General features: G+C 38.3%; 19 protein-coding genes. 9 read left to right on the forward strand and 10 right to left on the reverse strand.

Annotation, left to right across the window (positions count from 1 at the left end):
- Positions 1-2 precede the first annotated feature (2 nt).
- Both nagA and nagB read right to left on the reverse strand, forming a co-directional pair.
- Positions 3-1,166, reverse strand: a complete 1,164-nt coding sequence (gene nagA, locus GWI59_RS10405; protein ID WP_006537702.1) for an N-acetylglucosamine-6-phosphate deacetylase — start codon at positions 1,164-1,166, stop codon at positions 3-5.
- A gap of 125 nt (positions 1,167-1,291) precedes the next feature.
- The gene (gene nagB / locus GWI59_RS10410; protein WP_069370072.1) at positions 1,292-2,098 is read right to left on the reverse strand and encodes a glucosamine-6-phosphate deaminase; all 807 of its coding nucleotides are present in this window, start codon (positions 2,096-2,098) and stop codon (positions 1,292-1,294) included.
- A gap of 478 nt (positions 2,099-2,576) precedes the next feature.
- Here nagB and nagE point away from each other — a divergent pair, with 478 nt between their 5' ends.
- The 4 genes from nagE to GWI59_RS10430 all read left to right on the forward strand — a co-directional run bounded on the left by nagE (position 2,577) and on the right by GWI59_RS10430 (position 9,839).
- Complete coding sequence (nagE, locus tag GWI59_RS10415; protein ID WP_109847452.1) at positions 2,577-4,619, forward strand: N-acetylglucosamine-specific PTS transporter subunit IIBC; 2,043 nt, start codon at positions 2,577-2,579, stop codon at positions 4,617-4,619.
- A 197-nt stretch (positions 4,620-4,816) separates the two neighbouring features.
- Positions 4,817-6,484, forward strand: coding sequence for a glutamine--tRNA ligase (gene glnS, locus GWI59_RS10420; protein WP_072062933.1), 1,668 nt, complete (start codon positions 4,817-4,819; stop codon positions 6,482-6,484).
- 647 nt (positions 6,485-7,131) lie between these two features.
- Entirely contained in the window at positions 7,132-8,526 is a 1,395-nt protein-coding gene (chiP, locus tag GWI59_RS10425; protein ID WP_109400672.1) for a chitoporin ChiP, read from the forward strand.
- A 473-nt stretch (positions 8,527-8,999) separates the two neighbouring features.
- Complete coding sequence (locus GWI59_RS10430) at positions 9,000-9,839, forward strand: DUF817 domain-containing protein (RefSeq protein WP_161671361.1); 840 nt, start codon at positions 9,000-9,002, stop codon at positions 9,837-9,839.
- A gap of 79 nt (positions 9,840-9,918) precedes the next feature.
- On the opposite strand, the gene fur is transcribed toward GWI59_RS10430, so the two are convergent.
- The 4 genes from fur to ybfF all read right to left on the reverse strand — a co-directional run bounded on the left by fur (position 9,919) and on the right by ybfF (position 12,664).
- Positions 9,919-10,365 (reverse strand): ferric iron uptake transcriptional regulator, encoded by a 447-nt coding sequence (gene fur / locus GWI59_RS10435; protein ID WP_006537692.1) that lies wholly within the window; start codon positions 10,363-10,365, stop codon positions 9,919-9,921.
- 189 nt (positions 10,366-10,554) lie between these two features.
- Entirely contained in the window at positions 10,555-11,082 is a 528-nt protein-coding gene (gene fldA, locus GWI59_RS10440; RefSeq protein WP_004244384.1) for a flavodoxin FldA, read from the reverse strand.
- 273 nt (positions 11,083-11,355) lie between these two features.
- On the reverse strand, positions 11,356-11,664 hold the full coding sequence (gene ybfE, locus GWI59_RS10445) for a LexA regulated protein (protein ID WP_036912278.1): 309 nt from the start codon (positions 11,662-11,664) through the stop codon (positions 11,356-11,358).
- Positions 11,665-11,875: 211 nt separating this feature from the next.
- Entirely contained in the window at positions 11,876-12,664 is a 789-nt protein-coding gene (gene ybfF, locus GWI59_RS10450; protein WP_109400673.1) for an esterase, read from the reverse strand.
- Between the two features lie 455 nt (positions 12,665-13,119).
- On the opposite strand from ybfF, the gene seqA reads away from it, so the two are divergent.
- The 5 genes from seqA (at position 13,120) to GWI59_RS10475 (ending at position 17,729) form a co-directional block, all read left to right on the forward strand.
- Positions 13,120-13,671 (forward strand): replication initiation negative regulator SeqA, encoded by a 552-nt coding sequence (seqA, locus tag GWI59_RS10455; protein WP_109400674.1) that lies wholly within the window; start codon positions 13,120-13,122, stop codon positions 13,669-13,671.
- A 74-nt stretch (positions 13,672-13,745) separates the two neighbouring features.
- The gene (gene pgm, locus GWI59_RS10460) at positions 13,746-15,386 is read left to right on the forward strand and encodes a phosphoglucomutase (alpha-D-glucose-1,6-bisphosphate-dependent) (protein ID WP_115065173.1); all 1,641 of its coding nucleotides are present in this window, start codon (positions 13,746-13,748) and stop codon (positions 15,384-15,386) included.
- A 145-nt stretch (positions 15,387-15,531) separates the two neighbouring features.
- Complete coding sequence (locus GWI59_RS10465; RefSeq protein ID WP_109847456.1) at positions 15,532-16,014, forward strand: DUF1456 family protein; 483 nt, start codon at positions 15,532-15,534, stop codon at positions 16,012-16,014.
- Between the two features lie 543 nt (positions 16,015-16,557).
- Complete coding sequence (locus GWI59_RS10470; RefSeq protein ID WP_006537681.1) at positions 16,558-16,764, forward strand: YbfA family protein; 207 nt, start codon at positions 16,558-16,560, stop codon at positions 16,762-16,764.
- A 221-nt stretch (positions 16,765-16,985) separates the two neighbouring features.
- Positions 16,986-17,729, forward strand: a complete 744-nt coding sequence (locus GWI59_RS10475) for a type 2 GTP cyclohydrolase I (protein ID WP_072062926.1) — start codon at positions 16,986-16,988, stop codon at positions 17,727-17,729.
- Between the two features lie 69 nt (positions 17,730-17,798).
- Here the strand turns inward: GWI59_RS10475 and GWI59_RS10480 are convergent, their stop codons facing one another.
- The 4 genes from GWI59_RS10480 to GWI59_RS10495 form a co-directional block, all read right to left on the reverse strand.
- Positions 17,799-19,871, reverse strand: coding sequence for an SWIM zinc finger family protein (locus tag GWI59_RS10480; protein ID WP_161724603.1), 2,073 nt, complete (start codon positions 19,869-19,871; stop codon positions 17,799-17,801).
- Positions 19,868-21,022, reverse strand: coding sequence for a VWA domain-containing protein (locus GWI59_RS10485; RefSeq protein ID WP_115065174.1), 1,155 nt, complete (start codon positions 21,020-21,022; stop codon positions 19,868-19,870). Before GWI59_RS10485 ends, GWI59_RS10480 begins: the two co-directional genes overlap by 4 nt.
- Complete coding sequence (locus GWI59_RS10490; RefSeq protein ID WP_161724712.1) at positions 21,009-23,591, reverse strand: DUF5682 family protein; 2,583 nt, start codon at positions 23,589-23,591, stop codon at positions 21,009-21,011. The genes GWI59_RS10485 and GWI59_RS10490 overlap by 14 nt, the downstream gene beginning before the upstream one ends.
- 98 nt (positions 23,592-23,689) lie before the next feature.
- A complete protein-coding gene (locus GWI59_RS10495; RefSeq protein WP_006537674.1) occupies positions 23,690-24,799 on the reverse strand; it encodes an ATP-binding protein in 1,110 nt (369 codons plus the stop codon).
- Positions 24,800-24,806 lie beyond the last annotated feature (7 nt).

The raw sequence follows: 24,806 nt of genomic DNA on the forward strand, positions 1-24,806 counted from the left end.
CATTAGTTATCAGTTATTTCAATACCATTGACAAATGTTGTGCAAAGGTTGAAGTCCTTGTCAAAAGAAGCGAGATTAGCAATTTTTCCTGCTTCAATTGTCCCGAGTTCTTTTTCTATCCCAATCGCACGAGCAGGATAAAGTGTAGCCATCCGCAAGGTTTCATCTAATGGAATACCTACATGGATCACGCTATTTTTAATCGCACCAATCATGGTCAGTGATGATCCACTTAATGTGCCATCTGCATCGACACAAAGACCATTACGATAATATATGGTTTTACCGGCAAAATCGAAGCTATCCATCTCATTTTTATTAGGATCAAGCCCCGCTGGCGCAGTTGCGTCTGTGACTAAAAGTAATTTTTCACCCTTTAAACGCTTACTGTTACGAATATTTGCCCATGAAACATGTAAACCATCGGCGATGATACCAGCATAAACCTCTGGTGTATCATAAATGGCGCCTACAAGCCCCGGGCCTCTGCCTGTAATATAAGGCATAGCATTGTAAAGGTGAGTCGATAATGAGATACCATTACGGAATCCTTTACGTGCTTCTTCATAAGTTGAATTGGAATGCCCCGCAGAAACAATGATACCTGCTTTGATTAATTGACGAACATACTTTTCATCAACCATTTCTGGCGCAAGGGTGATTTTTGCGATGACATCAGCATTATCGCACAAATAGTTAATCATCTGAGCACTTGGTTGACGAATGTATTGTGGATTATGCGTCCCTTTTTTAATCACATTGATATAAGGACCTTCTAAATGTAATCCCAATACTTTATTTTCATGTTTCTTCATATAAGCACGAGTTGCTTCGATGCCTATTTTCATCAATTCATCAGAACAGGTAATTAGCGTTGGCAAATAGCTAGTGCAACCTAAACGTTCATTCGCCTTTTGCATAATTTCTAATGTTTCAACAGTGACATTTTCTGGTGTGTCATTAAATTGTACACCACCACAACCATTAACCTGTAAATCAATAAAGCCGGGAGAGACAATTGCACCTTTCATATCACGAACAGTGATATCTTTTGGCAGCTGATCCTGTGGGCAAACCTGCTCAATACGGGAGCCGTTAATAATAATGGCGTGGTTTTCTAAACGGTCGTAACCTGTATAAATAACAGCATTTGTTAAGGCAAACATACCTTTGTCTCCTGATAAGGGAAGTCAATCTAAAAAAGCCGATATCAGCCAGCAAATTCTGGCTGATAAGTAAGAGAGCTTAGCCTTTTCCGCTACTTAATCAGTAGGTACTTATTTTACTAAACTTAGTCTTGGTATTTCTGACACTCTTGCGCTTCAATCTGTTGGAAATAACGCAATGTTTTTACTCGTAATTCCATTGTTGCAGGATCATCACACACTAAAATAGCTTTAGGGTGAAGTTGAACACAAGAAATCGTCCATAAATGGTTAACAGCGCCTTCCGTTGCTGCATGTACTGCTTGCGCTTTATTAAAACCTGTCGCCAAAATCATTAGTTCTTCAGCATCTAATAATGTGCCTACACCAACAGTCAGTGCATATTTAGGAACATGATTAACATTATTGTCGAAGAAACGTGAATTTGCTAAGCGTGTATCTTCAGTTAGCGTTTTCATACGAGTGCGTGAAGAGAGTGATGACGCAGGTTCATTAAATGCAATGTGACCGTCGTTACCTACACCGCCCATAAATAAATTGATTTTGCCATAAGACTTAATTTTAGCCTCATAACGCTCGCATTCTGCTTGTGGATCTTCTGCATTGCCGTTTAATAAATTGATATTTTCATCTTTAATATCAATATGATTAAAGAAGTTTTCATACATAAAAGTACGATAACTTTGTGAATGATCTGATGGAATACCAACATATTCATCCATATTGAACGTCACAACGTGTTGGAAGCTAACTTTTCCTGCACGATGTAATTCAATTAACTCTTTATATGTCGCCAATGGCGTGCCACCAGTCGGTAAACCAAGTACGAAAGGGTGTTCTGCCGTTGGATTAAATGCGTTGATTTTCTCAACGATATAATTTGCAGACCACTTACCAACTTGCTTTGCCGTGGATAGGGGGATTAACCTCATAGTAACCTCATAGAAAAAAGACAAATCTGATAACTCAGTAACGTGTTATTTATCGTGTGATTATCAGTGGCTCATCTATACTCGTCATCCTTCACGTTGCAGGGGTGTTGGCTACGCTCAGCTACCTGAATCACATACATGAGTATACTCATCGGGATATCTTTGCTTGCCGCCTACCTGCAACTCGAATGATTTAGAGTGTATAACACGAATTTCTTTTCATTTTTAGCTGATGATCGAAATGTCCCGCCAAAAGATATTTTTAATCATAAAATAAGCTTTCTGACTTAGCCAGCATTTCAGCTAAAAATTATACGGTATTGGTGACTTCAATCACAAATTATGACTAATTAATTTGCGATACAAAATAATTTTTTTAGACTAAAAATGGAATTAAATAATTAGCTCATCAATTTTATTATAAAATATGAATGAGTATGAATAAGATCCCGCATAGGGGCTATCCAAGGGGGAGTTTGTGAATATTTTAAGTTATCTGCAGAAGATAGGGCGGGCGCTGATGGTGCCTGTTGCTACATTACCTGCAGCAGCAATTCTGATGGGGATTGGCTACTGGATTGATCCAGTAGGCTGGGGTAGCGATAACGCGCTTGCTGCCTTACTTATCAAATCTGGTGCTGCTATCATCGACAATATGTCAGTTTTGTTTGCCATTGGTGTTGCTTATGGTATGTCGAAAGACAAAGACGGCGCTGCCGCTTTAACAGGATTTGTTGGGTTCTTAGTTGTGACAACACTCTGCTCTCCAGCCGCGGTGTCAATGATCAAAGGCCTACCTTTAGAAGAGGTTCCCGTTGCTTTTGGTAAAATAAATAACCAGTTTGTTGGGATCTTGGTTGGTGTACTTTCTGCCGAGCTTTATAACCGCTTTAGTAGCGTTGAACTGCCTCGCGCACTGTCGTTCTTTAGTGGTCGCCGTTTAGTTCCTATCCTAACCTCATTTTTAATGATCATCGTCGCTTTTATTCTGATGTATATCTGGCCTGTGATTTATGGTGGATTAGTCAGCTTCGGTGAAAGTATTAAAGATATGGGGGCATTGGGTGCGGGTATCTATGCATTCTTTAACCGTTTATTAATTCCAGTTGGCTTACACCATGCGTTGAACTCTGTATTCTGGTTTGATGTCGCTGGTATTAACGATATTCCTAATTTTCTAGCAGGTCAGCAAGCTATTGATTCTGGCTTAGCAACTGTGGGGGTAACAGGTCGTTATCAAGCAGGTTTCTTCCCAGTAATGATGTTTGGCTTACCGGGTGCAGCACTAGCGATTTATCACTGTGCACGTAAAGAGAACAAAGCAAAAGTTGCAGGTATCATGCTTGCTGGTGCATTTGCTGCTTTCTTCACCGGTATTACTGAACCGCTTGAATTCTCCTTTATGTTCGTGGCACCAGTGCTTTATGTTATTCACGCATTCTTAATGGCGATTTCTGTTTATATCGCGGCAAGCATGGAGTGGATTTCAGGATTCGGCTTTAGTGCAGGTTTAGTGGATATGTTCTTATCTTCACGCAACCCACTAGCTGTTCATTGGTACATGCTGATTGTTCAAGGTATTGTTTTCTTCTTTATTTATTACGGTATTTTCCGTTTCACTATTACTAAATTCAACCTGAAAACGCCGGGTCGTGAAGATGAAGTGATTGGTGATGAAACAGCGGATGGTTATGATGAAGATATCAAAACAGCGCCAGCAAATAGTAAAGAAGGTATCCAGCAAGAAGCGCGTCAATATATCGCGGCTATCGGTGGTTCTGATAATTTAACCGGTATTGATGCTTGTATTACCCGTTTACGCTTAAATGTAAAAGATGCCACAGTTGTTAATGATGCCTATGCAAAACGTTTAGGTGCATCAGGTGTTATTCGTTTAAACAAACAAAGTGTTCAAGTGATTGTGGGTACGCGTGCTGAATTAGTCGCTAACGCGATGCGTGATGTATTAACACAAGGCCCAGTTGCCGCTTATGAAGCGCCTGCTACCTCGACAGTATCTACGGAAAAAACAGCTGTAAAACAAGCCAACACAAATTCAAAAGTATTACTTGAAATGATTGCGCCTTTTGATGGTGAAATCGTGGCATTGAAAGATGTGCCTGATGAAGCGTTCTCTAGTGGTATTGTTGGTGATGGTGTAGCAATTAAACCAACTTCTAATATCGTAATGGCGCCTGCGCCAGGTACTGTTGTTAAGATTTTTGATACAAACCACGCATTTTGTATTGAGACTGACAATGGGGTTGAAATCATCGTGCATATGGGAATTGATACTGTTGCGTTAGGTGGCAAAGGCTTCAAGCGTTTAGTTGAAGAAGGTGCAGAGGTTAAAGTTGGTCAACCTATCTTAGAATTAGATCTTGAATATCTGAATGCTAATGCTAAATCGATGATAAGCCCTGTGATTGTTAGCAATATCGATGATTTTGATAAAATTGCTGAACAAGTTACAGGTGAAGTGGTTGGAAATAAAACCGTTATCTACAAAGTATTAAAATAAATTCTATACAGATATTTAATCCTCTATAAAGAGATGGTTAAATAAGACGATAAAACGGGGAGTCTTTCGAACTTCCCGTTTTTTTATCTCTATTTTGATAAATATCTCAGGGGTGTATTTAGCTAAGGTATTTATGAAACCTGCTTATTGGATTATAGTGGGTTAATTATGCGTTTTGCTTTGAGGAAAAAATGACCATGAATGAGGCAGATGCCCGCCCAACGAACTTTATTCGTCAAATTATTGACGAAGATCTGGCTACTGGGAAACATGATAGCGTTCATACGCGTTTCCCACCTGAACCTAATGGCTATCTTCATATCGGCCATGCGAAATCAATTTGCCTGAATTTTGGTATTGCTAAAGATTATCAGGGAAAATGTAATCTACGTTTTGATGATACCAATCCAGTAAAAGAAGATATTGAGTATATCAACTCAATTCAAAAAGATGTTCAGTGGTTAGGTTTCCAATGGGAAGGTAGCATTCATTACTCCTCAGATTATTTTGATCAGCTTTATCAATATGCGATTGAGTTGATTAATAAAGGCTTAGCTTATGTCGATGAGTTGAGCGCTGAAGAAATTCGTGAATACCGCGGTACATTAAAAGAGCCTGGTAAAAACAGCCCTTATCGCTCACGTAGCGTAGAAGAGAACTTAGCACTATTTGAAAAAATGCGTGCTGGTGGCTTTGAAGAAGGTAAAGCGTGTTTACGTGCGAAAATTGATATGGCATCACCGTTTATTGTTATGCGTGATCCGGTGCTTTATCGTATTAAATTTGCTGAACACCACCAAACTGGAAATAAATGGTGCATTTATCCAATGTATGATTTTACCCACTGTATTTCTGATGCACTGGAAAATATCACACATTCTTTATGTACTTTAGAATTCCAAGATAACCGTCGTTTATATGATTGGGTGCTGGATAATATCACTATCCCTTGTCATCCTCGTCAATATGAATTCTCACGTCTTAACCTTGAATACACAGTGATGTCAAAACGTAAGCTGAATCAGCTTGTGACAGAAAACATTGTGAATGGTTGGGATGACCCTCGTATGCCAACGATCTCAGGCTTACGTCGTCGTGGTTATACAGCAGAATCTATTCGTGAGTTCTGCCAACGTATTGGTGTGACGAAACAAGAAAACAATGTTGAAATGGCTGCATTAGAATCTTGTATTCGTGATGATTTAAACGAAAATGCACCACGTGCAATGGCGGTTATCGATCCGGTTCGTTTAGTGATTGAAAATATGCCAGAAGGCGAAGAGATTTTAACTGCGCCGAATCATCCAAATAAGCCGGAAATGGGGACGCGTGAAGTGCCATTTAGCCGTGAAATTTATATTGATCGCGCAGACTTCAAAGAAGAAGCAAACCGTCAATATAAACGTCTGGTGCTAGGTAAAGAAGTACGTTTACGTAATGCTTATGTTATTAAAGCTGAGCGTGTTGAAAAAGACGAGCAAGGTGAAATCACAACCATTTACTGTACTTATGATGCTGAGACTTTAAATAAAGATCCTGCTGATGGACGTAAAGTAAAAGGCGTTATTCACTGGGTGAGCATTCCACACGCTATTCCTGCTGAAATCCGTCTTTATGACCGTCTATTTAGTGTGCCAAATCCAGCGGCAGAAGATGATTTCTTATCAACAATTAACCCTGAATCTTTAGTTATTCGTGAAGGTTTTGTTGAACGTAGCTTAAAAGATGCAGCTATCGAAAAAGCGTATCAATTTGAGCGTGAAGGCTACTTCTGTGTTGATAAGCTTTCAACGGCGGATAAACTTGTGTTTAACCGTACCGTGGGCTTACGCGACACTTGGGCGAAGATTTCTCAACAAGGTTAATTTAAACCTTATTTTGAGTTGTATTAAGTATCGTTAGTACCAAAATTAATAGGATGCTCGGTAATTAAGTTATCGAGCATTTTTTCATCTGTTTTCTTTTTAAGATTGTACGATTTTTCATCTGTTTATGTTTAATATTTATTCTTCTGGGATCAATTAATCTCAATTTTTTCATTTCAAACGATAACTTTTTATTTGTTTCATTTGAAATAATTAACTTGTTATCACTTTATTCTTCCGTTTTTTCATACCATTTCATTAAATAAGACTGTAGTAAGAAAAGTGTGATTGAATGCACATATTTTACATCGTTAAAAAAGCTTATTTATAAGCACTACTTATTATTCCTTTTAATAAAAACGAAATCTAATATCGTTTAAAGATTGGTGTAAAAATTAAATAAAATCAATTTGTTATATTTATTTTTAATGAGGGGTTATAAAAGCAAGAAAATGAAACGATCATTTAGTTATGTGCCCTTGGTCATATTTTGATAAAAATTCTCTTTTTTTGGTTGATAATTCGCGTCGCGAAAAATATGCTGTTTCTAACCTAATTTAGGTTTTTTCCCCACTTGGGGTTTTATATTTGGAAATAGGCATTGTGCTTATTTCTTTTTTAGTCAAAGTCAAAGAGGAAACAATGCTATGGTTATGCAACATGCTAAACCAGGCAGGGTGGCACTTGTCGTTATGGGCGCATTGCTTGTAACTGCACTACCTGCAAAAATGTCTCATGCTGAAGGATTTATTGATGACTCAACCCTAACAGGCGGCCTTTTTTATTGGCAACGTGACCGTGATAGAAAAGAGTTAACACCAAATAGTCCTGATTACGGCAAATACAAAGCTAACCTACACCATTCTACTTTCAACGCTAATCTAGACTTCTCATCAGGTTACCTTGGTGATTTTATTGGTATTGATTTAGCTGCCTTTGGTGCGGCTGAATTGAATAATAGTGGCCCCGCAGCACCTAACGAAATCGGTTTTAGTGACGCAAAAAGTCGCTGGGATGAAAAATGGACTGGCGATCGCAGTGGCTTAAGCGTTTATAAAGCAGCTGCAAAATTCAAATTAGGCAATTTCTGGGCTCAAGGGGGATATATTCAACCTAAAGGTCAAACGTTATTGCGTCCACATTGGAGCTTCTTACCGGGAACTTACCGCGGTGCTGAAGCGGGTGCTGTTTTCGACTTCGATAAAAGCGGTGAATTATCTTTCTCCTATATGTGGACAGATGAATATAAAGCACCATGGTATCGGAATATGTATAACTTCCGTAAAGCTGATCTAGAAACCAATATCAGCTATCTTCACTCTTTTGGCGCCAAATATGATTTTAAAAACAGCCTAGTGTTAGAAGCTGCATTTGGTCAGGCCGATGGTTATATCGATCAGTATTTTGGTAAAGTTTCTTATGATTTCCCAATTGCTGATAATGCATTAAGAACATCTTACCAATTCTACGGTGCTAAAGATAAAGTGACCGGTGGTGGTGTTAATGACGTTTATGATGGGCTGGCATGGTTACAAGCACTGACTTTTGGTTATACCTACAATGTATTTGACTTCAAAGTAGAAGGAACATGGGTTAAAGCCGAAGGTAATCAAGGTTATTTCTTACAACGTATGACGCCGGGTTGGGCGACATCAAATGGTCGTCTTGATATTTGGTGGGATGGTCGTTCTGACTTTAACGCCAATGGTGAAAAAGCACTTTATGCGGGTGTAATGTACGATCTGAAAAATTGGGATCTATCTGGCTGGGCGGTAGGCACTTCTTATGTTTATGCATGGGATGCTAAGCCAAGTGGTAAAGCCATTTATGATCAAGGTCAGCGCATCAGAGAAAGTGCATGGAATGCGGATATTATGTATACGGTTCAAGAAGGTCGCGCTAAAGGGACACTCTTTAAGCTTCATTATACCCGTTATGATAACCATTCCGATATCCCAAGTTATGAAGGTGGTTTTGGTAATATCTTCCAAGATGAAAAAGACGTTAAGTTTAACGTAATTATGCCATTTACTATTTTCTAATATCAGAGTGAGGATAAAGTGCATTAATTGCACTTTATCCTGAATAAAATAAAAAGTTAAATACGATTACGATGAGTAAAAATAAGTAATAGAAAGAGTAGGGATAAATTAAAAAGAATAAATATTATTCTCAAAAATTAGCCTCGTTAATAAAGTGAAGTTGTCAGCAGTAGTAAGAAGTAAAGTCGTCATGTCATGCCGTCTGAGATAAATGTGAGTGGGTTATGTTTATCTCTTGTGCTTCAGTTATTTCGCAAAATTTGCGTAAGGTATTTACCCTAATAGGCAGTCAGAGTGGGTATCGTAGTGGGGGGTAAATACCTTTATTTTTAAATCCTTTCTTTTTCTTCGTTCTTTTCATCCTTGTACGTTTTTTCATTCTATGGCAAATTTCTTCTCATTCATTTTATCTCTCCTTAATTTATTATTTTGCATTGAATGCTATTTAATAATGCACGTTTTCAGGAAGAAGCATGTTAAAGCGATTGGATGATTTTTTATTAGAACCACCATTGAAGCCCTTTAGAGGTATAAAACGATTTATTGTTGAATTTCTTTTTTTTGGTGTGAAAGAAGCGCGTTCTTGTTTATTTGCGGGGTTTTTCTTTTTTATTTTATTTGCAACACCAAGTAAAGGAATATTAGGAATACCTCGTTATGACGTTTTACTTATTCTCGCTATTGCTTTCCAATTATGGATGGTATGGGGAAAACTTGAAACATGGGATGAATTAAAAGCGATCTGTTTTTTCCACATTGTTGGTTTTGTGATGGAATTATTTAAAACATCAGCGGCAATTGGATCGTGGAAATACCCTGATTTTGCTTACACTAAATTATGGGAAGTCCCTTTGTTTACAGGATTTATGTACTCCGCAGTAGGAAGTTATTTAATTCAAGCATGGCGTTTTTTAAAAGTACGAATTGAACATTATCCACCTTATTGGATGGCAACTTTGGTTGCGCTCGCTATCTATATTAATTTCTTTTCTCATCACTTTATCGGCGATTATCGCTGGTATTTAACTGCCTTTATTTTAGGTCTTTATGCTCGTAGTGTGGTTTACTTTACGCCTTATGATACAGAGCGAAAAATGCCACTATTATTGGCTTTTGTTTTAATAGGTTTCTTTATTTGGCTTGCTGAGAATTTCGGTACATTTTTGGGTGTATGGCAATATCCTAATCAAATGGGTGCTTGGTCTGCAGTACATGCAGGAAAATGGGGCTCTTGGTCATTGTTAGTCATTGTTACATTTACTATCGTGGTTCATTTAAAGCATATTAAACACAGCATCAGTGTAGCTAAGTAGAGTTATCCTCGGATTTTAGGCAATAAAAAAGGAACTGTTGGCAGTTCCTTTTTTTTACTGAGAGATTATCCAGAATGAATTATTTCTCATCATGTGCGTGGCTATCTTCTTTACAATTACCTTCAGCGCAGTGGCCATATAGATAAAGGCTATGATTGGAAAGTTTGATACCATGACGTTCAGCGATGTTTCTTTGGCGCACTTCAATCGCATCATCTGTAAACTCGATAACTTTACCACAATCAAGACAAATTAAATGATCGTGATGGTGTTGTTGAGTTAATTCAAATACTGATTTACCACCTTCAAAATTATGACGGGTAACAATACCAGCATCGTCAAATTGGTTTAAGACGCGATACACGGTTGCCAGACCAATCTCTTCACCGATATCGATGAGTTTTTTATAGAGATCTTCAGCACTGACATGATGGCACTCAGGATCCTGGAGCACTTCCAAGATCTTTAAGCGAGGAAGTGTAACTTTTAACCCAGCATTTTTTAACGCTTTATTATTGTCGGTCATGCGGATTTAATCCTGTTGCTAATGGTGAATTTAATTTTTGTGCTCACAAATAGGTTTTATTCATTAATACTCGGGTGAATAAATAACCTTATTGATTATAGGCATGATATTTAAAAATAAACACCCCACCTATCACACTATCTTAGCACACCATTGAATAATTATCATTCTCAATATTGAGAATTTATTTTATCCCAGAATTTCGTCTAAGCTCATTTCTTCTTTGATTTGAGCAACCCAAGCGTCAACACGCTCTTCGGTTAATTCTGGTTGACGATCTTCATCAATTGCAAGACCGATAAAATGATTATCATCAGCAAGTCCTTTAGAGGCTTCGAAATGATAGCCTTCAGTTGGCCAATGTCCGACGATAACTGCGCCACGAGGCTCAATAATATCGCGAATGGTACCCATTGCATCACAGAAATATTCTGCGTAGTCCTCTTGGTCACCACAACCAAATAGTGCAACAAGCTTACCATTAAAATCAATATCTTCTAGTGTTGGGAAAAAATCATCCCAATCACATTGTGCTTCACCATAATACCAAGTAGGAATACCTAGTAACAGAATATCGAACGCTTCGATGTCTTCTTGACTAGATTTTGCAATATCATGAACTTCGGCATTATCAGCGCCCAGTCTTTCTTGAAGCATTTTGGCAATATTTTCTGTGTTGCCAGTATCACTGCCGAAGAATATTCCTATGATTGCCATAAAGTGAGATAACCTCTTTTATTCTAAATTCGTTATATTTCAAATTGTAGCGTTATTGACTACGTCTATTCTCACAAGTTACATACTTTTTGTATGTTCCTAGTGACTCATTCACTTGTCACCTAGCTACACTTTAAAATATTTAGAGTATATTTGTCTGTGTTTGAACAATTACTAGTGAAAGATAAGCATTGTGTTTTCATAATAGAAAACTAAAAATGTATTTTGACGAAAATAGCAGGCTAATTCTGTCGAATTTGTGTGGTTTATCTGCTAGCTATTTTTGTTTTGATGCATTTTTAAGGCGTGATTTTGCGCCAATTGCTCTAGTAATATTTCTTCAATAAGTTCACTACGACTGACGTTTCTTTCTGTCGCTAACTCATTGAGAGCATTCACAGCATCTTCATTTAATTTTAACTCAACTCGACGTAACCCATTGACTCTATCACGTCTTAATTGATTGCGTTTATTAATTCTAAGCTGTTCATCCCGAGAAAGCGGGTTTGTTTTAGGTCGCCCAGGTCTGCGTTCATCTGCGAACAAATCCAGAGTAGTGCGATCAGTTTGTTCTTTTGCCATAAATTTTGCTGTGAAAGGGCGTATACCAATGACTAAATTGCGAAACGCCCAATAATACCCCACATAGTGATGTCTCGCCACTGCTTCCTGAATTTAACCTATTGTGATTTGGTCTTTTTATCAACAGACACTATTTTTAAGCACAATAATTATACACTCTATGACATTCTCATTTTTCAGTGGCGTTATTTTAAGCTATAACGTTTATTAATTAAGCTTTTTCTAAAAAACGACGAATGGCCTTAATAACGGTATCGGGTTTTTCTGAATGCACCCAATGCCCTGTGTTTGCGACAACAAAGGCGGTTGCGAGAGGAAATTGGCGAGCTATATTTTCACGATACTCATCTAAAATATAAGGTGATAAACCGCCACGAATAAATAATACAGGATGATGCCAAGCAGGCACCTCTTGCCAGCCAATAATGTCTGAATAAGCATTTTTTATTGCAGGTAAATTAAATAGCCACTGACCATTTTTGAATGATTTGAGTAAAAACTGGATCACACCTTCCTCTTCAATAAAAGGGCGCATGATTTCCATAGCATCTTGACGACGTGTGACTTGAGCTTCTGTTACGGCTTCAAGCGCAGCAAAAATTTTGTCATGACGGCGAACGTTGTAAGCAACAGGAGACATATCAATCACAACAATATTTGCGATACGTTCGGGGGCTAATGCTGTCATCGCCATCGCAATTTTGCCTCCCATTGAGTGCCCAATAATAATGGCTTTTGGGATAGCTAAATTATCAAGCAATGCAAGTACATCTTGCGCCATATCTTGATAATTCATACTTTCGCTATGAGGAGAGTGTCCATGGTTACGCACATCAATTTGTATCACGGTATTATCTTGACGAAGTGCGCGACTTAAAACGCCTAAATTATTGAGGTCACCAAAGAGGCCGTGGATCAAGACGATAGGTAAATTAGATGCAGGCGCAGGTGTAGTTTCAGGTTGGTGTAATTGATAATTTAATAATGTATTGAGTTTCATATTAATGACCAAAATGATTGCGATTTTTTCTATGATGACATGCACAAGATGCTAAGCCAACTTATCGCAATAATATAAAAGAGTAATGAAGCTCAGAAATAATTAATAAGGTAAATTTATAAAAATCCATAAAATAATATTTTATAGATATATGCTCTAAAGTTATTTAAGAAATTGAAATGTTAACATTGCTAAAAAATAAATAGTCAGGATTTTATATTATTTGGTGGTCGGTGGTGTGATATGTTTGAATTTAAAACTGATTTTGTGTGAATAAGTTCAAAGAATAGAAGATGATACCAAGATAAACAATAGGATAAATACCGAGCTTAGCCTTTCAAACGGTAGGATCTTGAATAGATCTTCTTTAAGTTATTGAAATTTTACCTATTTTGTTTTTAAAGATTATATCTTATAATCCTAATTACTTTTTTTGAAAACAGTACTGGGTAGCAATGAAAAAGATAGAAATTGATGACGAACTTTACCGCTATATTGCTAGCGAAACTAGGCATATCGGTGAAAGCGCTTCAGATATTTTAAGGCGTCTACTGAAGCTCGATGCCAAACAGCCCGTACAACCAGTCGTCGTCACTGAGTCAGTACAAGCACCTGTTATGAAACAGGAAGCTGAACCTAAATCGATTACACCAGCAAAAAATCCGGTTCGTGAAATGCGAGAACTGTTGTTATCTGACAGCTATGCAGAAAAAACAAAATCAGTTGATCGTTTTTTACAGATCCTTTCTACGTTATATAGCCTAGATAGTGCTACTTTTACTCAATCTGCTGAAACAGTACATGGACGAACACGCATCTATTTTGCTGGTGATGAACAAACATTACTCGATAGTGGGCGTCATACAAAACCGCGCCATATTTCAGGTACGCCGTTTTGGGTTATTACTAACTCGAACACAGAGCGTAAAAGAACAATGGTACAAAGCATCATGCAGGATATGCAATTTCCTGCAAATGAGATTGATAAGGTGTGTGGAACTATCTAACCACTATTGTTAATTGATGCATTGCAAAGGCTTTTGTTTAAAGCGTGATTGTGATGTCTAATAGGAGAAGGTTCGTGGCAATTCATCCAAGAGCAGGGCAGCATACTCGTCAAAGTGATCTGATTAATGTGGCGCAATTAACGTCTCAATACTATTCACTTAAACCTCAAGTTAGCAATAATGCTCATCGTGTGAAATTTGGTACATCTGGTCATCGTGGAAGTGCAAATCGCCATAGCTTCAATGAAGCCCATATTTTGGCAATTGCACAAGCTATTGCTGAAGTACGTGCAAAAAATGGAGTAACAGGGCCATGTTACGTGGGTAAAGATACTCATGGACTGTCAGAGCCTGCGTTTATTTCTGTTTTAGAAGTACTCGCTGCCAATAAAGTGAAAGTGGTTATTCAAGAAAATAATGGCTATACACCCACACCGGCAGTTTCTTTTTCTATTTTGACTTACAACGATGCACATCAAGATATTGCTGATGGCATTGTTATCACGCCATCACATAACCCACCTGAAGATGGCGGTATTAAATATAACCCATCAAATGGTGGGCCTGCTGATACTGACTTAACTTCGGTTATTGAAAAACGTGCTAATGAACTGCTTGAAAATAATTTAGCAGGGATCAAGCGTCTTTCGTATGATGAAGCATTGGCGAGTGGTTATATTGAAGCTCAAGACTTAATTATGCCTTATGTCAAAGCGTTAGGTGACGTTGTTGATATGGAAGCCATTAAGAAAGCCGGCTTAAAATTAGGTGTTGATCCATTAGGTGGTTCCGGTATTGAGTATTGGAAACGCATTGGTGAATATTATGGTCTTGATCTTGAATTGGTTAACGATCAAGTCGATCAGACATTCCGTTTTATGACGCTCGATCATGATGGCGTTATTCGTATGGATTGTTCATCACCATGGGCAATGGAAGGTTTATTACAATTGCGTGATAAATTTGACTTAGCCTTTGCTAACGATCCAGATTACGATCGTCATGGTATTGTGACGCCATCTGGTTTAATGAATCCTAACCACTATTTAGCGGCTGCGGTTAACTATCTTTTCCGTCATCGTCCACAATGGGCTAAAGATGTAAAAGTGGGTAAAACACTGGTTTCAAGTGCAATGATTGACCGTGTTGTGGCAGATTTAGGTCGTGAGCTAGTTGAAGTGCCTGTTGGTTTTAAATGGTTTGTTCAAGGCTTATTTAGTGGTGAGTTTGGCTTTGGTGGTGAAGAGAGTGCTGGTGCATCTTTCTTACGCTTTAATGGTAAACCATGGTCAACTGATAAAGACGGTATTATTTTATGCCTGCTGGCTGCCGAAATGAAAGCAGTAACAGGTAAAGATCCGCAAGAACATTACAATGAATTAGCACAACGTTTTGGTTCACCAAGCTATAACCGTATTCAAGCATCAGCAACCCATGAACAAAAAGCACTGTTGTCACGTTTATCCCCTGAAATGGTGACTGCTAGCACATTAGCTGGCGACCCAATTACAGCTCGTTTAACACATGCTTCAGGTAATGGCGCGTCAATTGGTGGCTTAAAAGTGATGACCGATTACGGTTGGTTTGCGGCTCGTCCTTCTGGTACTGAAGAAGCCTATAAGATTTACTGTGAAAGCTTCCGTGGCCCCGAGCACCGTGAATTAATTGAAAAAGAAGCCATTGAAATAGTAAATAATGTTTTTGCTAACAAATAAATTAGTGCAATAAACGAGTTATATAGAATACACTCTACCTAAAAGTAGAGTGTATTTTTTAATTATTGAATATTTTTAGATCACAGCATTGATATCCATCATTGAGGTTGATTTAGAATTAAAAATAGAGTGGATAATCAATATAATGCAAAATAATTTTGTTTTACGCAGTGTACGTTACATGCTGGATCTAAGTGATGCACATGTTGTAGAAATCATGAAACTAGCCGATTACACCGTCACAAAAGAGTTAGTCAATAGTTGGCTGAAAAAAGACGATGAACCTGAATTTGTCGAGTGTGACGATAATGCGATGGGACATTTTTTAAATGGCCTAATTTTTTATCGTCGTGGAAAAGATGAAAACTTCCCTGCACCTGAAGTTGAAAAGCGTATCACAAATAATATTATCCTAAAAAAACTGCGTGTCGCTTTTGAATTAAAAGATGTGGATATTCTGAAGATTTATGAGCTTGCAGACTTCCGTGTTTCTAAGCCAGAACTTAGCGCGATATTTCGTAAACCAGGACATAAAAACTACCGTAATTGCGGTGATCAGCTGGTAAGGTATTTTCTGAAAGGCTTAACCGAAACTCTACGTGGCAAAGGTAAAACGGTTAAGAAATAAAGCAAAATATTTTAATCAAAATTACCTCCCTCTTTAAATAGAGGGATTTTTTTAATAAAACGCTCCGTAGCACAAGAATTCATATTTAATCTTAAACGCTATGTGTGTACATTTTATAATGATAAATTAGAGCAAAAGTGCTTATTGCTATTAATAAAAATCCTAATTTATTTAAAGAGTTAGCTAGTATATAATATCTTTAACCTTTCCTTTTTCTGCTAAATTTGTCTTGTTTCGCAGTAAACTTGTATTTTTTAATATTCCATATCTCCTCCCATTTCCTCGCTGATTTAAAATTTTACCTTTTCGGTAACGTATGACTAGTGTTACTTATCACGCTTTAAGATAAGTAAAAATATCGTTATTCAATTGTTAATAAAATTTATTAAATATTTCTTTTTTGTTTCCATTCTGAAATTTAATTACATATCAAGCAAAATAAAGGTGATTTTTCGCACGAATTAAGTGGTCTGATCAGTAGTAAAATTTCATCAAATGAGGTAAAATTTCACCATCAAATCAATCTCTATACAGGAGGGCACTATGCCAGCTTATAACGAATATACAAAAAAACATGTTTTAGCCCGTCGTTCTGGTGCTGTTGCGCTAGGTGTTGTGGCATTTCCTGTTATGATTTTTCATCCTAAACGTGCACAATTTTATAGCTATATACATCGTGTATGGTCTAAAACAAGTGATAAACCCGTTTGGTTGGCAAAATCAGAAATGGCGCTAAACAGCCACAAATAACAGAATATAAAAATAACGCCTGCAAATGTGGGCGTTATTTTCATCCCGCTTTAAGTACTTTCCAGTGTGACCTTCTTGTTTTTCCTTATCTTCAAATAATCTTTAATTTTTACGTTACAATAAGCAGTAATAAGTCATTTAAACGAAGGCTATTAACCTAATGCTATTTATCTTATTGTTATATAAATAATGGCATTCGTGATAACAGGGAAATAAATAAAATGAAGAATACTGATCTGGAATTGGTGATTAATGAAAAGTTAAGCATTGAGAACTTTCAAGATTATGCACCTAATGGACTTCAAGTTGAAGGACGTCCTCATATTCAAAAAATAGTAACGGGTGTAACGGCAAGCCAAGCATTACTTGATGAGGCTGTGCGATTAAACGCTGATGCCATTTTAGTACACCATGGTTACTTTTGGAAAAACGAACCTGTTGTTATTCGTTCAATGAAGCGTAATCGCTTAAAGACATTACTTTGCAATGACATTAATCTTTTTGGTTATCACTTGCCGTTAGATGCGCACCCAATCTTAGGGAACAATGCTCAATTAGCGTTAAAAATGGGCGTTAAAGTTGAAGGTGAAATATTACCGTTAGTGCCTAAAGGCGTGTTTGATTTACCTTTAACACCGCTTGAATTAAAAGCACGTTTAGAAAAAGCGTTACAACGCAATGTATTGCATTGTGGTGATAATGCACCTGACGCTATTCGCAGTATTGCGTGGTGTACGGGGGGCGGACAAGGCTTTATTCAAGATGCCGCAGAGCAAGGTGTGGATGCCTTTGTAACAGGTGAAGTTTCAGAACAGACTATTCATATTGCAAGAGAAATGGGCGTTCATTTCTTTGCCGCTGGGCACCATGCGACAGAGCGTTATGGTATTAAAGCATTAGGTGAATGGCTTGCTCAAACACATCACTTCGACGTGACATTTGTTGATATTGATAATCCAGCATAAACCCATTTATTCTTATCTTAAAAGCTATCTCCCAAATTAAAGAGAGATAGCTTTTTTCGCTAATATCAATTACTCGTTAAGTTGAATAGGTAACGGGATCTGCAATTGTTGCAGATTATCGCATAGCCAAATTAACTGTAATAACGCCCGTGAGTCACGGGAAGTTAATGCCAAATAATAAGCTAATTGATCAGCTATTAATGTCATCCCTAAATCGTCTGCGGTGTGTTTACTTATTTCTAATTGCTCTTTTTGCATTTCTGAGAGTAATTCCCGTCCGGTACATGCTTGGGCTTCTAATACAGACAAAATAGGGCGACAGAACTTTTGTGCTAAGGTCGGTTCACTGTGATGCATTGCTGTTTGTTGCTTACGTTTAGCCATATATTCTTGAATACGGCTAATAAAGCCTGATTGTTTTTTCTTACGTGGAAATTGGTCAAAATCGAGATAAAACAGTTCAATGCCTTTTTCTGTTTTGATCCAAATAGTCGTTGGTAACAAGTCTATATTGAGATCACGCCGAACGGGTTGCACCGTGATGGCGACAATTTCTAACTCTTTTTTGGTAAGAAAGCGCAACTCTTCTAGATTATTTTGCGTTGTTCCTTCCCAATAGAGGCGCAAGAATGCTGAATTTTTATGATTATCTGATACTTCCCAAATGACGCATTGCTCAACCTCATACCAAATTAAAGGTTTATAGTTTTTGATATGCAAAACAAGAGGGGAAAGAAACCCTTCTGTTTGATGGGCAAAGTAATCAGGTAAATCTTGCCAATTATTGATGCCTAGCTCAGTTTGTAAATTGTTATAGTCCGTTATATCAAGAAAATCTGCTTGATTTTGAGCAAAGCTATCACCAATAGTGGCGAGTTTTCCTTCATCAGAAATACGAGGATCTTGTAATAAAAAAGGACGACGCATTAATTTATCCGCAGTTTGTTTCCATAATGACAAACTGTTCCAAACACCATAACGATTAAACAAGGTATCGAGCTGATTAGGGCGCGCTTGTGTCACTTGTAATAGCTGTTTTTCTTCGCTATCCCAAAAGGTAAACGTTGCTCCTAATGCGCCACTTTGTGCTGTCCACCAATTTGCCCCAACTGGAATAAGAGAAAGGCTATTTTTTTTATCATCATATTGACGACGAAGTTGCCCTCGTAACACTTTTAACTGTTCTGGTGTCGCATTAGATAATTGGAATAAATAGGCTGAAATATGGGCTAATAAACGTAAGACATTGCTTTCATCCATGGTGAAGTGTCTTTCTGCCAACAGTTTGACTTGAGTGCTTAATGTTCTTAAATAAGACGCTAAACGAGGTAAACCTTCCGCTCGAGCGGACATATTTAATAAATGCAACTGTGTGGCACTGCTTAAGCTAATATGTGATAGCCCTTGACGTAATAAATCATAAATAAATTGTTCAATGGTATTAATTAGAGCTATTTCTTCATCATTCAGAGGACGTTTAGAAGATTGCACCGTCATTAAATCTTCAGGCCATGTCCATGGTTGAGCATGTTGTTCAAATAATTTAGCCACGATAGCGAGATGAAAGGCTTTTTTCTGTGAGTCAGAAAATGGCGATAATATGCCATCGTAACCACTCGCTTGTAAGAAAATAACAGGTTCATTCACATCAGGAAGTTGAATTTTTAACTGAGTTCCTGTGTCTTCTAGATTGAATGTTATATTTTCCCATTGCTCAATTAATTTAATTGCTGCTCGACAGGCTGGTTTACCCGCTTTTTTGATTAATGCTTCTGGATCAAGAGCAAATAATGTGGGTAGCAGAGGGGCGATTTCAACAGGCTCAGTAATGACTTCTAATGATATTTCACCACTATTATCGTTATTTGAATTATCAGCACTATTATTAGCTTGGAGCCATAAAATGGCGGCTAAAATATGTTTACAGCAACCAGATGCAGAACAATCGCAACTGGCTTGTTGAATACCCGCTTCGTGTAAAACAACATTTTGTCCATCACTACTGAATTGCCCTGTATTGGCATCAGTGAGAGATACTTTTTCGTTATCAACATCTTTTCTTGCGCGTCTTAATAATCCTGCATTAGCAAATACAGTGAGCGCATCTTCATCGTAATGAAAGTAAACGGTTTGCCAACTCATTGCATTACCTCTGCTAGCCATTGCGCGAAATGTTCTGGTGTTAAAGCGGCAACTTGCATACCTCTGTCCGCGAGTTTTTGTGCAATCGCAGAGTCATAAACAGGTTGAGCTTCATCATCAAGTGCAGCAAGCCCTAATAATTTAACTTGTTGGCTATTAAGACGTTGTGTGCAATCTAATAAGCGGTTTAATGAGCCACCTTCTTCAAAGTCACTGATTAGTGAAATAACGGTACGTTTAGGGTTTTTGACTAAACTTTCACAGTATTGCATTGCACCAGCAATATCAGTACCGCCTCCTAATTGTACGGTCATTAAAACCTCAACAGGATCGTCTGCTAGATGAGATAAATCGACAACTTGAGTATCAAAAACCACTAAAGAGACATTAACGGCAGGCAATGAAGCTAAAATACTGGCACAAACAGCCGCATACATAATGGAACTAGACATTGACGCACTTTGGTCAACACAAAGAATCACATCCCACGGAAAATGCTGTTGCATCCGTGAGTTAAAATAAGGTGTTTCAATCACTAAACGGCGATTTTGAGTATCGTAATGTTTTAAATTCGCCGCGATAGTTGCACGCCAATCAAAGTTACGACTATTGGGGACTAAAGAGCGTCTAAAACGGTTACGACGACCTGTTAACGATTGGCGAAAATTATTACGAATTTGACGTAAAATATCTTCAACCACTTTGCGAATAATAGTTTTAACCGCATCTCGTGTTTCGTCGCTCATTCGTCCACGTAAGCTTAATAGTGTTTTGGCTAACGCTTTTGTGGGCTCCATTGCTTTTAACGTATTGGGATCTTTAAGAAAGCTACTGATTTGATAACGTTCAATAGCTTGTGATTGCATACGTTCAAAGGTGCTATTAGGGAATAGCTTACGTGCTTGATTTAACCAGTTTACCGCAGTAAGTTGCGATGCATCGAGTGAGCCATGACGTCCTCGTTCTTGGCGAAGCCCTCGGCGCTGATATTCTCGGCGATAGAGAAAGTCGAGTGTGCGTTCAACTTTTAAATCATCAGCATTAAACGTTGCTTGCCCAAGAGCATCATCAGCATATTGACCTAAAATCAGGCGCCAGCGTTTTGCTTGTTGTATTTTATCTTCAGGCATATCGTCATTATGCTGACTCATGGGCATTGTCTCCTTTCTCTGTTTTCTTAGTATCAAACCAAGAAATCATGCCTTGCTCCGTTATACGCTGTTGCAGTTTTTGATTGAGTTTAGTGGCTTCAAGCATCTGTTTAGCACTAAATTCTGACTGCCATAATGATAACGCTTGTGTATCTAAACCAATATCGTTGGCAATATATTGTGCAAGCTCTGCATTTTGCTTGGGATTAAGTTGGCTAAATGCAAAACGCAGATCAGGCAAGATCTGAATAAAACGTTCTTCATCCCATTGTTGTAACAAGGTATTTAAGTGATCAACCAATAAAGGTAAGCGGATCACAAGCTCTGGTGCTGTTCGCATTATCCCGACAAAATAACCAATAGCTTGTTCAGGAGAACTTCCTGTACTAAACGTGGCATTTAATGCGTTTGTTAGCGTGGTTTCATCAATATATGAGCCTAAATAGCGCAATGCATCAACAGCACCTTTTAATAAAGGAACTGCATCTAGTTGACCATCAAGGCGATTGAGTTGCTGATAGAAATCACTTTTGTAATCATGTGGATTATTGAGTGATGGCATAAATTCAATCAGTTCACGTAAAGAGAGCAAAGCTTGTAAATTGCTTTCTTGTTGTTGTTCATCACCTTGAGCGAGTTGTTCTAAGCAAAAAAAGGCTTGAGGAATAACTTGATGTAGACGATTTTCCAGTGCTAGCTCATCGGTAATATCAAGGTATTGGCGACCTCGCCATAAATGGATCAATTTATGTCCACATTGAGTTAATGACTCAAGACGAAAATCTTGCTGAATATAGCTATCTAACAGTTTAAAGAGTGATGGAATGCGCTGGTGGAGGCCAATTAATGCCGCTTGTGTTAATAACGTGACGGCACTTTGACTTGAACGGCTTTGCCCTTGCTCCTCAAGCTGTTTTTCCATCGATAACAACTTAGTTAAGGCGATAGCTTCAAGTTGTGAGCCTTTCTCTGATAATGAAATCAGCTCGCCTTCCACATTAGGTGTCCAAGCGTACTGCCACTCTTCAAATAATAAATCCAATTGATGACCAGAAAGAAAGTCAGGGCCATTGATTCGATGTGCAAAGTGAATTTCTAAGAAAGCCAGTAAATGTAAAAAACGACTTCTTAAGCGATGTTGCGGGTTGCGGTAAACATCACACTTAGTGGTTTTTGCTAATGTATCATCCAGTTTGAAGCGAAACGCTCTAGCACGCTCATAGGTTTCATTGACTAAAGGAGGCGTTGCCGTACCTAATGGAATTTTGCCTAAAAGATAGCCTGAAAAACAGGTTTTAATTTCTGTCCATAACTCGCTTTGGCTATCATCTAAACTGCCCTTAATAAAGGCACTTTGTAAACCATCAAGCAAATCATAACGGCCCATACCAGCGTGATCTCTCAGTAAAGCAAGGCGTAAACTTTGCTCGGCAGCCAGTTTTACGGCTAAATAGCTAGGTGGATTATCAAATTGTTTTTCTCTAATAGATTGAGCCACTGAGCTTAAAAATGCGATCCCCATTTTATTGCGATAAATTTGGGTAGGTTGTTTAGCAAGAGCATTATTTTCTAATTTATCATGATGTTGTTGCATTAAACTTTGCCAAACTTGTTGATAAAAAGCCGGAGATGGCATACCAGAAGCATAGCCATTAAGTGCATCTAATCGGTCAAAACTGTAGCGAATAAGCCAAGCTTGTTCTTTTTCGGCCATTCTTTGCATTTTAGTGAATTGCTTTTGCTCTGTGCTAGAAATGGCGAAAGAGTGAGATTGTGAATTGGCTAGACCTTCAATTAATGCAAGGGTATGAAATCCTCCTGTCACAATTAAAATCTTGGCATTAGGATCTTGTTGTTTGATGGTTTGAATATGAGTGAGCATATGAGCTTCACGTTGCGAAGAACCTTCTGATTCAAGTACTTCTGGCTCATAATCAAGGCGCGCAAGTGCACACCAAATAAAGGTATCATTAAAGAGGGTTTGCCAATCAGCTAAAGCTTCAATGTTGCGTAGCTCAAAAAGATGCTCCCAAACATCATCATGATCACGGCAATGACATTTTTTGGCTAATTGTGCAATAAACTGGCTATGGGCTAAATAACGTTCTTTTTGTAAGCTACGACTTTGTGAATCACTATACTCTTCGTTATTAACCTGAGCTGCCCATGGCAAATCGATAAAGCGTGTTTTTGCATTGATGCGTAAACCACCTCGCAATGCTTGCCATTCAGGAGAATATTCACAAAATGGAAAATAGGCAGAGTGCAGTGATTTCTCACGCCCTTCTTGGTTACCATCATTATGCAAATATTCTGCTTGCCCCATAATAGCCACGGGAGGCAGGGTGTCTTTATCAGTCAGGCTTGGAATAAGAGAATTAAAGGTATCAGGGCCTTCAATTAATATATAGTCAGGCTTTACCGAATCAATTAGTGATAAAACCGCATAAGCACAAGCGGGGCTGTGATGGCGTACTGGGGCAAAATAGAGATGTTGTTGCTGTAACGACGTCCATTTCAGTCGTGCTTGGTCAATTCTTTCTGGCAAAGGTATTGAAGGTAGCATCACCGTGTCGATCCCTTTTCTGGGTGAAAAGGCAGAGTGAGTTAACTCTGCCTTTAATTGATAAATAATGTATTTATTGTGTAGCAATTAATCTCAGCGTGTTATTGCCAAAACTCTTTTGATGCATCAAAGAACGCTTTCCACTCTTTACTGTTTCTGGCTCTTTCTCTGGCTACATTGTCCATGTAATAACGAATACGCTTGATATCATCAGCATTGTCTTTTAATACAACACCGATTAATTGGCGTGCAATTGCACCAGCATTCATCACTCCATCACCTAAATAATGCGCTTCTAAGGCGCAAGCATAAGCAATGTTTACAGCTTCTGCGGTTGACATAACTGCATCAGGCGTTTTGATATTGCCGCCATCTTGTGTATTACCTGAACGTAATTCTTGGAATGTGGTTACCAGCAATTCAACTACGTCAGCAGGCACCGTCACTTCATTAGCTAAAGAGCCTAATTCATTTTCAAGCTGTGATTGGATCAAGCTAATTTCAAATGCCGGATCACGAATAGGTTTTACGGTTTCAAAGTTAAAACGGCGCTTTAATGCGGCTGACATTTCATGAACACCACGATCTCGTAAGTTTGCGGTACCGATAAGGTTAAACCCAGGTTTTGCACTAATACGCGCACCATCACCCATTTCGGGGATCATTAACTGTTTTTCTGACATCAAAGAAACCAGTACGTCCTGAATTTCAGGAGGACAACGGGTTATCTCTTCAAAGCGAACAATTTTACCTTGCAACATACCTTGATAAAGCGGTGATCCCACTAAAGCGCGCTCTGTTGGGCCTTCTGCTAATAACAACGCATAGTTCCATGAGTACTTGATGTGATCTTCTGTAGTGCCCGCAGTGCCTTGAATAGTTAATCCTGAATCACCGCTGATGGCGGCAGCAAAAAGCTCTGAGAGCATTGATTTTGCTGTACCTGGTTCACCCACTAGCATTAAACCTTGCTTGCCTAATAATGTGACAATCGCGCGATCAACCAAGGCATCGTCACCGAAAAATTTAGGTGTGATGCCTAATGCATCATCACCTAAAATAAATTGGCGTACAGCACGAGGAGAGCGAAGCCATCCTTGTGGTTTAGGATTATTAACATCTGCTTTTGTTAAACACTCTAACTCTTGAGCAAATCGAACCTCAGCACTTTCCCTGATTACTTGTTGATCTGCGGGTGCTTTTTTAGCCATATTCTTT

Origin of the sequence: Proteus sp. G2673 (assembly GCF_009915125.1) — a bacterium.
Classification (GTDB): Bacteria; Pseudomonadota; Gammaproteobacteria; order Enterobacterales; family Enterobacteriaceae; genus Proteus; species Proteus penneri.